Origin of the sequence: Alteromonas sp. KUL49, assembly GCF_006538345.1 — a bacterium.
GTDB lineage: Bacteria > Pseudomonadota > Gammaproteobacteria > Enterobacterales > Alteromonadaceae > Alteromonas.
In genome coordinates this window covers 34,483-50,221 of the sequence record NZ_BJKL01000006.1, presented here as the reverse complement: position 1 = coordinate 50,221, position 15,739 = coordinate 34,483, and the positions used below count along the sequence as shown (strand labels likewise).

Annotated in this window: 15 protein-coding genes; 9 read left to right on the top strand and 6 right to left on the bottom strand. The window is 41.4% G+C overall.

Annotated elements, in window-relative coordinates; genetic code table 11:
- The first annotated feature begins 382 nt into the window (after positions 1-382).
- The 3 genes from EYS00_RS11665 (at position 383) to EYS00_RS11655 (ending at position 2,572) form a co-directional block, all read left to right on the top strand.
- On the top strand, positions 383-844 hold the full coding sequence (locus EYS00_RS11665) for an NADAR family protein (protein ID WP_130636727.1): 462 nt from the start codon (positions 383-385) through the stop codon (positions 842-844).
- A 177-nt stretch (positions 845-1,021) separates the two neighbouring features.
- Positions 1,022-1,759 (top strand): ABC transporter substrate-binding protein, encoded by a 738-nt coding sequence (locus tag EYS00_RS11660; RefSeq protein ID WP_242618750.1) that lies wholly within the window; start codon positions 1,022-1,024, stop codon positions 1,757-1,759.
- 231 nt (positions 1,760-1,990) lie between these two features.
- Positions 1,991-2,572 carry a hypothetical protein gene (locus tag EYS00_RS11655; protein ID WP_130636725.1) on the top strand — a complete coding sequence of 194 codons (582 nt, stop codon included), beginning with the start codon at positions 1,991-1,993 and terminating at the stop codon, positions 2,570-2,572.
- A gap of 51 nt (positions 2,573-2,623) precedes the next feature.
- Here the strand turns inward: EYS00_RS11655 and EYS00_RS11650 are convergent, their stop codons facing one another.
- Positions 2,624-3,088, bottom strand: coding sequence for an Lrp/AsnC family transcriptional regulator (locus EYS00_RS11650; protein ID WP_130636724.1), 465 nt, complete (start codon positions 3,086-3,088; stop codon positions 2,624-2,626).
- Between the two features lie 460 nt (positions 3,089-3,548).
- Here EYS00_RS11650 and EYS00_RS11645 point away from each other — a divergent pair, with 460 nt between their 5' ends.
- Positions 3,549-5,114, top strand: a complete 1,566-nt coding sequence (locus EYS00_RS11645) for a bifunctional diguanylate cyclase/phosphodiesterase (protein ID WP_165399369.1) — start codon at positions 3,549-3,551, stop codon at positions 5,112-5,114.
- Between the two features lie 30 nt (positions 5,115-5,144).
- Here the strand turns inward: EYS00_RS11645 and EYS00_RS11640 are convergent, their stop codons facing one another.
- Positions 5,145-6,476: a response regulator gene (locus EYS00_RS11640; protein ID WP_130636722.1), complete on the bottom strand. Its 1,332-nt coding sequence runs from the start codon at positions 6,474-6,476 to the stop codon at positions 5,145-5,147.
- A 346-nt stretch (positions 6,477-6,822) separates the two neighbouring features.
- On the opposite strand from EYS00_RS11640, the gene EYS00_RS11635 reads away from it, so the two are divergent.
- On the top strand, positions 6,823-7,281 hold the full coding sequence (locus EYS00_RS11635) for a nuclear transport factor 2 family protein (protein WP_130636721.1): 459 nt from the start codon (positions 6,823-6,825) through the stop codon (positions 7,279-7,281).
- A gap of 58 nt (positions 7,282-7,339) precedes the next feature.
- Here EYS00_RS11635 and EYS00_RS11630 read toward each other — a convergent pair whose 3' ends face one another.
- From EYS00_RS11630 to EYS00_RS11620, 3 genes are read right to left on the bottom strand one after another with little or no spacing between them, the layout of a single operon-like run.
- Entirely contained in the window at positions 7,340-8,263 is a 924-nt protein-coding gene (locus EYS00_RS11630; RefSeq protein ID WP_130636720.1) for a GGDEF domain-containing response regulator, read from the bottom strand.
- Positions 8,264-8,268: 5 nt separating this feature from the next.
- Complete coding sequence (locus EYS00_RS11625) at positions 8,269-8,676, bottom strand: response regulator (protein ID WP_130636719.1); 408 nt, start codon at positions 8,674-8,676, stop codon at positions 8,269-8,271.
- Positions 8,669-11,350 (bottom strand): PAS domain-containing protein, encoded by a 2,682-nt coding sequence (locus EYS00_RS11620; protein ID WP_130636718.1) that lies wholly within the window; start codon positions 11,348-11,350, stop codon positions 8,669-8,671. The genes EYS00_RS11625 and EYS00_RS11620 overlap by 8 nt, the downstream gene beginning before the upstream one ends.
- A 137-nt stretch (positions 11,351-11,487) precedes the next feature.
- On the opposite strand from EYS00_RS11620, the gene EYS00_RS11615 reads away from it, so the two are divergent.
- From EYS00_RS11615 to EYS00_RS11600, 4 genes are all read left to right on the top strand, one after another.
- Positions 11,488-11,979, top strand: coding sequence for a DUF1003 domain-containing protein (locus tag EYS00_RS11615; RefSeq protein ID WP_130636717.1), 492 nt, complete (start codon positions 11,488-11,490; stop codon positions 11,977-11,979).
- Entirely contained in the window at positions 11,979-12,581 is a 603-nt protein-coding gene (locus EYS00_RS11610) for a mechanosensitive ion channel domain-containing protein (protein WP_130636716.1), read from the top strand. Before EYS00_RS11615 ends, EYS00_RS11610 begins: the two co-directional genes overlap by 1 nt.
- Positions 12,582-12,635: 54 nt before the next feature.
- On the top strand, positions 12,636-13,766 hold the full coding sequence (locus tag EYS00_RS11605; RefSeq protein ID WP_242618749.1) for an AraC family transcriptional regulator: 1,131 nt from the start codon (positions 12,636-12,638) through the stop codon (positions 13,764-13,766).
- 113 nt (positions 13,767-13,879) lie between these two features.
- A complete protein-coding gene (locus tag EYS00_RS11600) occupies positions 13,880-14,770 on the top strand; it encodes a DUF2306 domain-containing protein (protein ID WP_242618748.1) in 891 nt (296 codons plus the stop codon).
- A 92-nt stretch (positions 14,771-14,862) separates the two neighbouring features.
- Here the strand turns inward: EYS00_RS11600 and EYS00_RS11595 are convergent, their stop codons facing one another.
- Positions 14,863-15,636 (bottom strand): fasciclin domain-containing protein, encoded by a 774-nt coding sequence (locus tag EYS00_RS11595; RefSeq protein WP_130636714.1) that lies wholly within the window; start codon positions 15,634-15,636, stop codon positions 14,863-14,865.
- Between the last annotated feature and the right edge of the window lie 103 nt (positions 15,637-15,739).

Here is a 15,739-nt window from a genome sequence, read left to right as displayed (position 1 = left end):
CTTACTGCCTGCTATTTTCGTTACACGGCTGAGAGAATTTCGTTTGTCATATTTGTTAACATCATCAATGAGGTGTTTAATTTAGTTTTTTGTAACTATTAACTTTTTTGTTCTGCTTTTCTCATTTCTTCAGTAGTACACGCCACATTGATCAACGCTTCAACCAATGGCATCTATGCAAATCATGATATAGCTAGCGGTGAAGGCCTTTTCTATCGAGGTGATCACATATCTCACTTACCAGTGGTTCAAGCGTGTTCGGTGCGGGTCAGTTTAAAAGTGGCAATTCACGCCACTTTGAGTTTCCCTTTGCATCGAAATTTCAACTGCGCAGATAATACTTTATACTGGGCTGGAACCTCATCAGACTTATGGAATAATTGTGTTTACAGCTAACCTAGCGATGGAAAAAGCTTACCAATTCTCACGCTTTGACCTCTCCAATCCACTGTCGACGTGTTCTGCCCATCCCATCTTACTGGAAGATGAAAACTGGCTTACGTGTGAACACTATGTACAAGCAAAGTGTTTGCGAAGTGTATCGCAAGGAACGAAAGTGGCTTCGCTTCCTACAGGGGAAAAAGCTTATTCCTACGGCAAAGCTTGGTATCGCAGAAAAATAGAAGCGTACAATACTACTGCTCCAATACTCATGAAACGTGCCTTGTATATAAAGGTACAAATGTATGAAGAAGTAAAAGCCGCATTACTTGCCACTGAAGAAAGACTGATTATAGAAACCTCGCAGTACGATTATTTTTGGGGTATTGGACGAGACCAGCGAGGCCTCAATCATATTGGCAAAGCATGGATGGACATTCGTGAAAAGTTGCGTGAGGTCTAGTCACTCTGTAGTTAATAACTATTGGAATTGGTGTATACATTGAAAAACTGTTTTGGTCTTACCATAATTAACGGAGCTATAGTGTGTGTTACCAAAGATTTTCCGATAGAACTCTAGGGAGAGTTGTCGTTGTATTTTAGACCAACTGTTAACGTCTACCATTGGGCATGGAAGTGTGTGTTTCTATGTTTCATAGTGACGTGTGCCATACTCCCTCAAGCTCAAGCAAAGCAAGTGACCTTCGCTGTTGGGCACGATCACGACAAAATGCTGAGTGCAAATTACCCTATTTATCGAGCGAACTGGGAATTCATTAATGAGAGTCTCAATCGCTTAGGTTACAGTGTTTCTGTTACTACCGTACCTTGGGCTCGGGCTAAAAACTTGGTGCAATCCGGTATGGTGGATGGACTCTTCCTAGCGGCAAATCTTGAAGGAAGAGATCAGTGGGCTGTGTTTTCTGACGTACTGGGGTACGGTATTTTTGGAACGTTTTACAACACGGCGTCACCAGATGCTGATGGTATCATCGCGAGCATTCGCGTTGGAGAGCACGACACCTTGCTGGCTCATTACAAATCTATAGAAACACTAGAGGTCGCTACTGCCCAAGAAGGCATGAGATTGCTCCATCTTGGCAAAGTGGATCGCCTTATTATGTCTGAAAGTTATGGCCAGTATCTATTAGATACAGAACTCTCAGAGTACGATGAAACCATCGATTTTGATTTGAGTATCATCGAACGTCGCACAGTGCATATTGCGTTCGCTAAATATCACAAGCAAAGTCTTGAAGCACTCGATATAGTTAATCAAGCTATTGCCCTTGGTTTTGAAGAAGACCTTTACATACCTGCCATGAAAAGAAATGGCGTACCAGAGCGCATGTGGTTCAAGCCAGATCTCACCCCATAGTTGAGATTTTACTGCTAACTTTTAATATCAAAGCTTTCCTCGACACTTTCTTTTGTTACTAGCTTTATCGAAGCGATATGCCGTTGCTTCGCTATAGTGCTGAGCCCAAATCGAACGTTACTATTTTCATCAAGAGTATATGACCTGCAAGGGTAAATTTTCATGGGATTATTGATGAGTCGGTGTATCGCAATTTTAGTGTTCTTACCAAGTTTTTTTTGTTCGGCTAGTGTGATTAAAACAAGCGACTTATTAGTTGCCCCTGGGCAAGAAAACATTCTGCAAGCCAGCCTAGCACCACTATTTAACGTAATGGATTTCGGTGTGTTAGAACCGACATCTTCTCAGGTGAACTTGGCCCCAAGTTTTGTATTTCCTGGTGATGACACTGTATTCGGGTTTGCTACAACTTCTGTTTCGACAAGTGTTTCTGCCACTGACGGGGTAAACGCACAAGGCGAATCAATTCGTACCAGTCAGGAATTAAAGACTACGACTAATCGGGAGCTACTGAGCTTTTCCATTAGTGGTTTTACGGATTTGACTGGTTTTTCTGAAAATCGGATTAGCTTAGGTTCAAGCGCTCTATTTGTTGATTTCAGTAATATTTCGGTAACGTCAGTGTCAGAACTATTACTCTCGATTACATTCAGCGAAGACGAGTCAATAGAAGTAATAGGAGAGTCTATTGAGGTCATCGATCAGGCGTTGTTCGAACGGTCAGCAGTGAGTGTTGGTGCGCCCATTGCTATCAATGTATTGATGTTGATTGCTGTGCTAGCTGTTTCAATAAGGAAAAGACGGAATATATGAGGTGTATAACTGTATTTGGAAGTATCGGCCGATCCAATGGCCAATCGATGACTACTCACATTTGAGTTTACTTAGCATTTTCTCCAATCTTTGTGGTATGGCGTCGTCTATTGGAATAGTCATGATCAACTTAGTATTGGTATCACAATAGTCAATGATGCTCTCAATAAAGTCATTTAACTCGGTTAGAGTAGCTACGCCTACTTCTACAATAAATGTTGTGATACCGGTTACATTGTAGATTTTAATAACTTCATCCATGTCAATTAACTTAGCTTTTAACTTGCGCTCCATTGCTTTGTGAACTTCGCACTCTACAAGTGCTCTTATAGGTACACCGAGTTTCTCTAAGTTTATTATTGGCTTGTAGGCTGTAATTACACCCTGTTCTTCAAGCTTTCTAACCCGTTCTGCTACAGCAGGCGGAGATAAATGCACTTTTTTAGCGAGTTGAGAGAAAGGTATTCGCGCATTCTTAGACAACTCTCTGACAATTCTTATATTTACCTTATCCATAACTTGACCTTTTGGTTAACATCGGAGGCTAATATATACGACCTTATTATGACAGTTAAAATTTCAATAAATTTCATAGTTAGTCAAAATGAGTCTAAAAGGTGTGTTTTTAGCGCCATTTATTTACAAAGTATGGATATTTGACTGTTTTTCGATTTATTTAAAGGTCTATTAAGTCAAATTCAATCTTATGTAATTATACCTTTTGAGCTGCAGTGCTATGCTTGTTTTTTTGAGGCCTTGGTAGTGCGGTGTAACGATGTATATCGAGAGTAGATTAAGACATACGGTAAGAAAATTTGAGCTTGCAGATTATTCCTTCGGAGAATCGCAACTCGCCGAATTTCTACGAAGCTGTGCGAGTGAGATTTCAAACCTCCTAAACGGCAGTAATATCGCAATAATTCATGGAAATATTCATAAATTTAGATGTATGAGTTGTTTTCCGACTGGTCTTAAAGTGAGTGATGAGACCATTCGCACATGTATTACTTTTTTGGGTGTAACGGGAAGCGAGCATATTGCGTTTGATAAAGATGAAACTAAAGTGAGCTTTTTCGGTTTATCTGGTGATTACTACCTGTGTATCTTGACACCCAGCAAGAGATGGTCGCAGGCTGTTGCATCAAATATGTCCTCGCTGGCTCTTGAGTTGGCGATAATTATTGCGCGAAGACAGTCGCGAAATGGTGAATCCGCCATACCAAAGATACCCTGTGGTAACGATACCGTTAGTGAGTTTGAAGAGTTTATCGACATACTTTCACGTTCACTTATCAATAGTGAAGATAGCAGCTATTCTGCGTTAATATTCATCGATTTTGAACGCTACAGCGCCGCCAAACATGTTGTGCGATTTTCATTTAACGACGATGTAATCTCTAAAATCCAAGGACAAATAGACTTTAATGACGGTGGGAAGGTTTTTGTTGCGCGTGTTGAACACGATTTATTAGCAGTGCTTGTCAACGGAATATCACCATCAGAATCTGTTGCTTTCGAGCAAATAACTAAGCACTTGGAAATCTTTAGAAAAAGGCTCAAGGATCAAGTCAAAATCGGTGCTGAAAAATTCTTCCTTACGTTCAAATCTGGAGTTCGTTTGTTCAAGCCTATCGATTTTGGAGCGACTCCTCCACAAGACACAGTAAAAAATCTCTTGAAGCAAACTGAGTTCGCTATGGATTTAGTGAACAGAGATACGGGGAATCCTTATCTATTTTTCACCGATGAACTTCACACTCAGTACCAACGAAAAAACATCATTGAAAAAGAGCTAAAGGATGCAATGAACAATGAAGAGTTTAATGTGGTTTATCAGCCTATCTTTGACAGTCAAAAACGGATAATGGGAGCGGAGGCGTTACTCAGATGGAATAGTCAACGTCTCGGGCCTGTTTCTCCTGCAGAGTTTATCCCAATAGCGGAGCAATCAGGTGTCATTATAGAAATTGGCAGTTTTGTGGTGGAAAAAGTTTGCCAGGCACTCTCAACAACGTTTAAAACATTAGGTTTTATCAGCATTAATGTGAGCTGTATTCAGCTAAGAGATACCATGTACGCTGATAAGCTCAGTTACTTACTATCAAAGTATCCTAGTCCTAAAGGACGCCTCCGAATAGAAATCACTGAAAGTGTTGCAATGACAAACTTACAGCGCACCAAAATGTTGATAAATAACCTCACGCAAAAAGGCGTCTTATTTATGTTAGACGACTTTGGCACCGGGCATTCGTCACTTTCTTATCTTCATGAACTGCCATTACACACGGTAAAAGTAGACCGCTGCTTTATAGACGGCATTCACGCATCAAATAAGAAACAAGCTATCGTGTCTTCGGTGAATAGCCTTGCGAAAAGCCTAGGGTTGGAAGTTATTGTGGAAGGCGTTGAAGACCCCAAAGACTTCGAATACTTGAAAAACAAATCTACTTCAGCATTTCAGGGATACCTGCTGTCCAAGCCAATTTCAAAAGCTGAATTCGTGAGCCTACTGAAACCTTTGTCTGAAACTGTAGTTAGCTAATGTTAACGCGGTGCTGAGATGAGAGTACCTTCAACGTCGGAGCAGGTTTTTCAATTTTTCGCTGGTTAGTGGCTTAATGATTACGTCATTCATACCTGCTGCTAAGCAGCGCTTCTGATTTTCAATAGTATCATCAGACGTTACAGCATAGATTTTCACTTGGCTGTTGAGTTGTCGGATTTCTCGAGTGGCCTGTATTCCGTCCATTACAGGCATCTGGCAATCCATAAGTACTACATCGTAGCGTGATTTTCGAAAAAGGTTTACTGCATCGTATCCATTTTCAGCATGGTCCGAGCACAGTCCAAATTCACTGAGCAACATTTCAGTGATAATTCTATTCGTCAGTAAGTCATCGGCTAATAGTACCCTGAGTTCATCATGTGCCGATGTAGAGGGTTCTTTTTTGCCGTCGGGAAACACGTAAAAATCGAGTTCAAGCAGCTTTGAATGGCTATCTTTTTCGATGAGACTGGTAAGTACACGACCATTCATTTTACCGAGAGCGATTTCGGCATCAAGGAGTAGATTGCTTAATGACTTTTGATGGATAGTACTTGGCTTTCCGTTATCAATAGCTCTATTGGGGTGGGAGATAGATAAAAATAGCTGCAATCGACCGTTGGAGTAGTTCGTTTTTAAACCTATGTTCAATGTGCCAGAACAGCATATAGCAATGGCATATCCAAATAGTGATGAGAGAAGTTCACTAAATGCCCGTTGATTACCGAGAAGATCATAGTGGAGAGGGTCAACGTTAAGTTTGATTTTCAGGTTAGATTCATGGGAACGTTTTCGTAACTCATCAATAGCGTTTTGAAATGCCTCATCAAGAGAAAATATTTGTAGTGCGTCTCGACTCTTCGTCTCCTGAATACCCATCGAGCTTTGACTATTATCACTCGAGGTAGCATTCAATTTTGTTGTACCGTCGAGTGTAAGGATTTCATTTGCTGTGGCTAACAGTTGCGCAAGGAGGCTGTTCTTGAGGAGTACAGATTCATTGTTAACAAGCGATAACTCCCTGTTGTAGCTTACTAAAACAATTTGTGCGCCTTCGAAACTTTGAATATTTACATTAAAAGCTAAATAGTGAACGTAAGAAAGTGCAATATTAAGTTGCCCTGTGGCATAGGTTCCTTGAGTGCTCGGTGTAATCTTGCCGGATTTCAAAATCCCTTCAATCATTCGAGCGCCAACATTTTTGGGGAGTAGATTTTCACAAAGACTTTCTTCTCTAACGAACAGAAAAATTTCATCCGCATCGTAAAAAGACCTGAGTTCTCTCGCGGTAATCTCTACTACATTAGAGAACACGTAAGACGAAGGCCTAGAATCGGAACTACAAGCATCTAACAACATAAGCGTGAACCTCAAAAACACAGTGTTTTAGGACCGAGCGACTCCTTGGATGAGTAGATCCATTTGCTCACAAGTATTTGTTGAATCTTAGATTTATCTTTCGTGAATTTGAATTTACAAAGTATTGATTATTAATTGAATACCTTATTTTGAAAGGAATGTAGTGAGTCAAACAATGTCATGTAAAAAATGCTTTATTCAGGATCGATACTTCATATTTTTACTACTGTATTTATCAAAAATTCTAAGTGAAATAAGCTAACTGGATGGTAATTCCTATTATTTACTGTGTGTGCGATCGTGGAGACAACCTAAAATAACGTCAGTTTTTACTGAGGAGTCACTAATGAAAAATTACAGTTTTATTATTGCATGTTGGTTTGCTTTGACACTGCAACCTTTAGCAGCAAATACTGAGACGTTGTTTGCTACCAACGAAGAAACATTGAGCCAAATAAAACAAACAATCTATAACAATTACATCGGTGGTCAGATAATTGGCTCTGCTGAAATGATTCAACAAGCGTTTGATAAGAACGCTGTTATGTTGCGCCCTGTGAAGCAACCTATGGATGGAGCGCGACTTGAACGTTGGGACGACATGCACAGTTTGGCAGAAAGGTGGGCTGTTATACCTAATGATTCTTTGCTTATTGATGAAATTAAGTTGCTTGCGATTGATGTTATTGACCAGCGTTTGGCTACGGTACAATTGAAAGTCGAAGATAGGGTATACGAAGTACTCACTTTGGTGAAGATCGACCAAGACTGGAAAATAGCGTCGAAAGTTTACATCAATCAGTAGTCACTGTAGTTGATACACGCTTAGCTTAGGTGATTGTTAGGCTGCAAATAACTCGCACTTACGGATGATAGAAAACAATTGAAACATCTGGCGATTCTTTCGCTCGATACATAGCATTATCAGCGTGCTCAACAATTTTCCTTGGTTCTGTGCAGTGTTTGTCGAGCACTGCAATCCCTATACTGGCGTCCACTTTCACCTCAGTTAAACCCTCAGATGTATCTACAAAAATAGGCTGTCTTATGAGCATGAGTTTATGTTCAGCCGCTGCTAGCAGAGCTTCTTTGTCAGTCAATTTTGGTAGAATAATGGCAAATTCATCACCACCAACTCTGGCAATAGTATCCGTTGTTCTGCCGTATGAAATTAGCCGTTGACCTACCAGTTTTAACACTTGGTCGCCAACGCTGTGCCCGAAGGTGTCGTTGACGGGTTTGAATTTATCTAAGTCGATAAACATGACGGCAAAGCTATCTTGATATCTCTGCCAGGTATCGATTGCTACCTTAACGGAATCTTGAAAGGCTTTTTTATTGCTTAGTGAAGTTAACGGATCTTTCAAGCTTAATTGCTTGAGCTCTCGAACCATTTTGTAGCGCTCTACTGCATACTTAATCACTCGCCTCAATAAACTCCCTCGAAGCTCCGCTTTAGGTATGTAGTCTTGGGCACCTAATTGGATTGCCTTTTCGCCAAACTCTGATTCTTCCAGCCCGGTGAGAACTATAATGGGTATAGCGTAGTTCTTTTCTTGAATGACTGAGAGTGTTTGCATTCCGCGTGTATCAGATAAGCCTAAATCTAATAGGATGGCATCACACGACGTATTTGTAAGGGCTAGTGCTAATTCGTCTAGCGTATGGAAGTGCTTAACCTCAAATGTAAAGCAACTGTCTGGCGTTAGCAGCTTTTTGACGAGATAGGCATCGTCTGTGTCATCCTCGACTAAGTAAACAACGATATTTCTTTGTGTTTTTTCCATGTTTGCTAACTCACTGGGGACTGGTTGATGTTAAACCAGTAGTTGCGCAGGTTATCCACCAACGCGGCTAAGTGTTTATTGCTATCAGGTTTAGTTATATATGACTTTACTCCTAGCTCATAGCACTTATTGATATCATTCGGGTTGTCAGAAGTAGAGTAGGTGATCACAACCATGTTATTAATTCTACCAGATTCGTTTAGACGGCTAAGTACCTCAAGTCCACCCATTTTCGGCATGTTGAGATCAAGAAGTATGATTGAATTCTGACAAGATTCGGTTTCGACGTACGCGAGTAGCTCCTTCCCATCTTGTAATGGAACGACCTGTGGCTCGGGAACGAGCTTTTTGCACGCTTTGAGAAAGAAGTAGATGTCGTCTTTGTCATCATCAACGATCACTATTTTAGACATTTGAAAACCTTGGTAGTTTTAAGGTAAACACGGATCCCTCTCCCAACTTGCTTTCACACGAAACTGAACCTCCGTGAACCTTCATAATTTGCTTCACTATGGCTAAACCAATGCCACTGCCACTGTATTCATCCCTTCGATGCAGTCGCCTAAAAGGATCAAAAATGGTTTGAATATGCACCACCTCTATACCAATGCCATTATCTATTACTTCAATAATGTCGTGGATTTCGTTTGAACTTGTCGAGATAGTCACGAGCGGTTTTACAGTGTCAGGTACAAACTTTAGCGCATTTTGAACAAGGTTTTGAATGACCTGTTTGAACAGAGATTCGTCGAGATAGAAGCATTCAGTATTGATGTTTGTTTCAATGGTGGCTTGCTTTTCTTCGATTAATATAGATAAATCAGAGAGTGCTTGGTTTATTAGCGGCGTAATTTGGCAACTAACTACTTCCAACTCTCTCGTAGTAATTCTGGACAATGAGAGCAAATCCCTAATCATCATCCGCATGCGAGACGCCGCATCGTTTATCCTCGACAACTCATATTGCTCAGTTTCTGTTTCTAGCTTTCCATGTAGGCTGTCTAGTAGTGACTCAGAAAACGAATTGATTTTTCTGAGAGGCTCCTGCAAATCGTGGGATGCAATGAACGCAAAGCGTTCAAGATACTCATTTGATTCACTGAGTTGGGTTAGCAGATCATTTTTTTCTGAGACGTCGATAAACGTGCCCAGCATAAGTTGAGGTATTCCATTGGTGTCACGTTTCAAAATTGAATCATAGGAATAACACCACACCCAATGACCATTTTTATGCTTAATGCGGTATTCCAATGAGACTAAAGCGCCAGCTTGTGAGCTAATAACCTCGGAGATGTGTTCTAACACTTTGCCATGATCATCAGGATGGAATAACTGACTAAAGTCTTCGACCTGAGTAATATCGTCGAGTGTGTAGCCCAATATATCAGTATATCGTTCATTTATTTGGATATTAGTTTGTTTAGTCAGGTCATAGATATAGAGTCCACAAACCGAGTTGTTTAATATGCCTTCTAAAAATGTTTTCTGTTCGTCTAATGCATATTCGGCACTTTTTTGCTCAGTAATATCAATGGCAGAGCCGATAACATGGGTAACGTAGCGGTTTTCATCGAACACTGGATATAAGCTCGTTTGATACCACTGTGTGTTACCTACTTCGAATTGCTCAGTATATTGCAGCGTTTTTCCCGATCGTGCGCACGTGGCATAGTTTTCCCGTAATCGTTCAACCAGAAATGCTGGGAACAATGTATCTGAAAGCTCCGACAGTGTCTTATTGATAATCATGTCTTTAGATATATTTGGACCTGAGCGCTCCAATGCAGTGTCGTTGTACTCCACGAACTTGAATTCATTACCAGGCAAGCACTCGGTCGCCCATATTGCCTGATTGGCACCATCATAGATCGCTGCTAAGAAGTTTGCTTTTTGGCGTTCAGAGTCTTCGGTTTCTTTCTGATTCTGAATATACCTTAGTGAACCAGCCAGTATCTGCGGGCTGCCGTCGTTGCTGAAGGAACTATTCGCTCGGATTTGAAACCATCCGTACTCTCCATCGGTATTTAAGCCTAGATATTCGAAATTGAATTGTTCATGTGACGCGAAATGTGTGTTTAACGCACTCTTTAGTCTCTCGGTATGTTCAGGGTGAACATGCTTCATAAACAGTTCAAGACTTGGTGTTTCATGGGGTGATATGCCTGTGAGCGAGAACATTTGTTCTGACCAACTCCCAGTATTTGAGACCATATCGAACTCAAAAATACCATCTTGGGTAGCTTTAGTTGCTCTTTCCAGTTGAAGATGAGACTCCAAAAGCTCTTGCTTGATTTCGGCAACTTCTGACAGATTTTTTAGCGTAACGAGTAAAAACTCCGTGTCTGAGTAGTTTATGCGCGTTACGATTAATTCAACGGGAATAAGCTCTCTGTTGCTTGGTCTAATATCTCCTAAGAATGAAATGTCCTTTTCTTCATTTTGGAAAGTAACAAAGCGTTCAAAAATGGCCCCAAAATTATCGTCAATAGGGATAAAAATATCTTGAATAGAGGTATTTAACAGTTTCGTACGCTCGAGCAAAAACTCAGTCTCTGTGGACTTATTACTTAACTTGATAGTGCCAGATTGATCGAGTAGAAGAGCACTGATGGGAAGTGAATCAAGCATAATTCGAGCGAGTTTATGTGTTTCTAACTCGAATAAAAGCTTTTCATTTTGGTCTGATTGGTCGCTGAGTTTTCTAACAACCCCTTGAAACTGGGCGGCTGAGGGAATCGCTAATGCTTCTGGAAGTGCTCTAAAAATATAAATAGACGTCGCTACCGACACTATCGCCGTCATTGCCTTAGATACGCCATGTAGCCCATAAATTCCTTGCCAAATCGTCCAAATGCCGAGTAGGTGACTGAACCCGCAAAACACAATGAACAAAGAGAATAGAACAAACACACTATGGTCTTTAATATCTTCCCTACCTCTAACGAAGAGCATTATGCCCACTGGAATTGAAAAGTAAGCTAACGCTATGAGGATGTCAGAGATGACATGTGTATAGAGGATATGGGGTTGCCAAAGGTAACAATGCCCATGAGGCATATAGTCGCCTCTGAAAAAGCTTTCCAACATTAGTGATTCCCTCTACTTTGTCTTAGCTAACCATAGCACATTGACTACATATCGCTTTCGCTCCTATGGAATCTATTGATCCACAACTGCAACAGCTCAATAATAGGGATTAGTTTACACTTGAGATAGCAAGCGTTATGAAAAAGTATTTTGAAAATCTAGCTAGAGCCTTACTAGGGATGAAGTATGGTGAGCTGTCTGAGACTGAGCAACATGTCATCGAGAGTATTGCCAACAGCTCCCCTATTGCGACTAACGTGAATAAGTCATTTGATGAGCAGCTATCGTTCGGCGAAAGGTTAGCTGATAAGGTGGCGGAGTTTGGTGGCTCGTGGACCTTTATTCTCATCTTTGTGGGGCTAATGATTGGTTGGATGGGAGTCAATATATTTTTGTTAACTGGCCCAGATGCATTCGACCCATTTCCATTCATTTTACTGAATCTTATGCTTTCTACTCTGGCAGCATTACAAGCACCGATTATCATGATGTCTCAAAATAGACAGAGTGCAAAAGATCGCTTAGCCGCAGCGCAGAACTACGAAGTTAGCCTTAAAACTGATCTCGAGATCATGCGACTTCATCAAAAACTACAAGAGTTAACCGATAAACTTACTGAGCAAAAATAATGGAAATAATTAACAGCGATGTTTTTGTCGCGCTAAGCGACTGGTTTGTTGAATATGCATCGAGTGTATTTTGGTCGCTGGTAATACTCGGTTTATATCTAATTATAACGAAACTGGCGCTTCCCCTCGTCAATTCAAAAGTCGACAGTAGTAAGCTTAAGTCAGAGGCTTACAATACGGCACAGCACGCCATAAAGCTTATTGTAGGGCTGGTGGCATTGGCGATACTTTTGCTCATTTGGGGAATCAATTTCTCTGGGCTATTACTCGTTTCAACATCCCTCATTACGCTAACTGGGGTTGCGCTGTTTGCCTCTTGGTCTTTACTGAGCAACATCACAGCGTATTTTATTATTCTGTTTCATCAGTCTTTGCAGCGAGGTAACTTTATACGCATTATCGACGGTGACAACTACATTGAGGGATATGTTGCAGACGTGAGTCTTTTCAACACAAAACTCATCACAGAAGACCGAGAAATCGTGCTTTATCCAAACAATTTGGTGATGACACGCCCGAGCATTATTAATCCTCGTGTTAAATGGAAAACTGTTGGAAAGACCACTGGAAATGACGTCAACCTTCCAATGGACCCTTCATAGGTTAGTTTAGATGATACGACTAAAAGTAACTGATCGCTTTGTGGAGAGATACTTGTGGGTGTAGATGTATTACCTACCGTATTGTATTCCACAATGATGGGCGTTGTCGTTTCTGCAATCTTCAGCGCAACCACTCATGCTAAAAAGAAGCAAAACTATTTCCTAATTGGGCTATTGGGGTTATTGCTGGTTCACATACTTGGTGAGCTTTATATTTTCTCTGGTGTTTATCGGTATGCGCCTGGCATTGCAGGGTTTCAATTGCCCATTCGTATGTTGTTAGGGCCCGCGCTTTACTTTTATGCCCTTGAAGCAATGACGACAGGCAGCAATATATCTAAGAAGAGTTATGCACTCGCATTTTTCGGGCCTGTGCTTGTGATTATAGGGACGCTTCCATTTGTTTTGGGAATAAGCCCTGATGAAAAGCTTGCGCTTGCAAACCCTGCCACAAGAGATCCCGAGCTATGGAGAATCGCTAAGCTCACTTGTTTGTTTTCAGCGGTTACCTTTATTGTGTTTACCTTCGCCTATTTATTTGCGGCGCTAAAACTACATTCTCAACATCGTAATCAACTCATGGATAAGTATTCTGCGATAGAGCAGCGCGCTATGGAATGGCTGAGAGTAATGATGATTTTGTGGGGGTTGGTATGGGTAATGTATACGGCTAATTATGTTGCCACCTTCACGGGCATTAAATGGCTTTCTTTGGGTGTTGTATTACCTGTGTTGGAGCTATTGATCTTAGTCGCATTCACCAATTTGGCGCTAAAACAAGTTGTGCTCACCGATGCTGAGAAGGTCGACCCTACCGCTAAACCACAGCCGCGAGTGTCAGTGATATCGGTAGAAAAAATGGAAGAAATAGCGCATAAATTGAGAGCCTCGATGGAGGTTGACGAACTATTTAAAGACGAAGACTTATCACTTAATCGCTTGTCCATTGAAATATCAATCAGTGAAAACTACATTTCTGAAACTCTGTCTCAGTGTTTGCATACCAACTTTTTTCAGTTCGTAAACGGGTATCGTATTGATGAGGCAAAACAGCTGTTGTTGAATTCCGATATGTTGGTATCTAGCATCGCATATGAAGTTGGTTTTAAGTCAAAATCTACATTTAATTCTGCATTCAAAAAATTGGTAGGTTCTACCCCGACGGCCTTCAAAAACGCAAAATAGTCTAAATAACCACCAAAAAACCGAAAAATTAGACCTAATGGGCACATTCGGACGACGAATACATCTGCTTTTTCCAAAATATGGGCAAATTTCACTCTATTGGGAAACGTGTTTTGGAAACTCTGAGAGAAAATATTGCGTCGTCGAATTCACAGCAAACTGACAAAACCGGCCAGCGTTCAAATCCGTCGAGATTAGCTTTTGCAACGTTGTTTTTGAAGTATTCAGCCATGTTTTGGTTTATCGCTATCCTCGTTGGACAGTGGCTTTTCTTTTATTACATCATGGCGTTTTATGGGTATTCAGTCATTAGCGACAATATGCAAATCTGGAATAGATGGGAGCCAATGGGGAGTACGCCGTTTGAGGAAGGCGATACGTTAGGAAACTGGGCTTTTGCTGCTCACGCTGTTGGAGCTGGTATTGTTGCCTTTGGCGGTGCTCTTCAACTCATTCCAAAAGTGCGTACCCATGCTCCAAGATTTCATAGAATAAATGGGTATGTCTATCTGCTAACCGTACTGTGTTTGGCACTGTCCGGTTTCTATTTGTCTTGGGTTAGGGATAAGAGTCCAGATCTTTTGTCAGCTGTAGGTACAAGTATAAATGGGGTATGCATTCTCGTTTTCGCATATTTTACGGTGGTTACCGCGCGAGCTCGAAATATCAAAGACCATAGAAAGTGGGCTATCAGACTGTTTTTAGTGTCTAACGCTCAGTGGTTACTCAGAGTAGGTGTGTTCAGTTATCTGATTACCGGTACTGTTTTAGGTGCTTCGCCGTCATTTGGCGACCCTTTCTTTCCCATGTGGACGTTTGGATGTTTTGTCATTCCTTTGGCGACTGCTCAGTTATATTTCTATGCTTCCGAAAGAAGAAATATCGCACTTAAATACATCGCTGGCGGAACCTTGGTTACACTGACTGTATTGATGTGTATAGGTGTAGCGGGTTTAACACCTTTCCTCATGCAGCTTCTAGGTGATGAGCCGATTTCGTTTTAACGTTAGGTCTTATGGCCTCTAGTATTGAGAATGAAATTTGTATAGATGTCGCCTCAGAACGCAGAATCTTAGGCGACATTTTGGTGTGAAGGTTATATCTGAGAATGACGAATAGACGTCATTACATCATCTAAAGCATGACGAAGCGCCCAAGCTTTCTCTGTGGCAGAGTTTTCCGTAGTCATTTGAGACATGGCTTGTTGCAGTCTGTCTCGCTCGGGTTGCATTAATTGGGCAGAGCTCATAAGTGTTTGGGCAGTCATTGAGTAGATCTGTGCAGTGCCTTTGTGGTTACCGTGGTTGAACATAGGAACACCTTTATCTATAGCGGCCATAATCATACGTTCTGCATCTACGCGACTCATCTGTGCTGGAGGTAACATAACGCGGTCGATAACGTGCACAATACCGTTGCTTGCTGCAATATCGGTAGTGAGAATTGACGCCCCTTCAACAGAGAATCCTCCTTCGGTTTGCGTAAAGCTAATCGCTGGCCCAGCGAGCGTTTCCAAGCTTGCATTGTCACTTAACGCATCACTACCCACTTGCCCTGCAACTACGTGGAACGTCAAAATTCGCACGAGCTTATCGCGATTTTCTTCTTCTAATAGTGAGGCAATAGTACCTGCTGGTAAGGTGCTAAAGGCTTCATCTGTGGGCGCAAATACGGTCAAAGGGCCTTCGCCGCTAAGCGCATCAACCAGACCTGCGGCGGTAGCAGCCGCAAGCAAGGTTTCGAATTGGCCAGTACTGGCAGCAGTTTCAACAATATTGTCTTTCGTGTGACCGTGGTGTCCAGCCCAAACGGGCAGCGCCAACGCAATAACGACTAAGGTCAAAACAGAAAGCTTTTTGTAGTTCAACATAAGTAATCCTCTGGTAATTAAATAGTGAGCATCAACAACGGGAGATGCTAACTAGTTATTCGCAGCTGCGATTACGAAAGTTGCGCGATTAAGTATGTTTCAT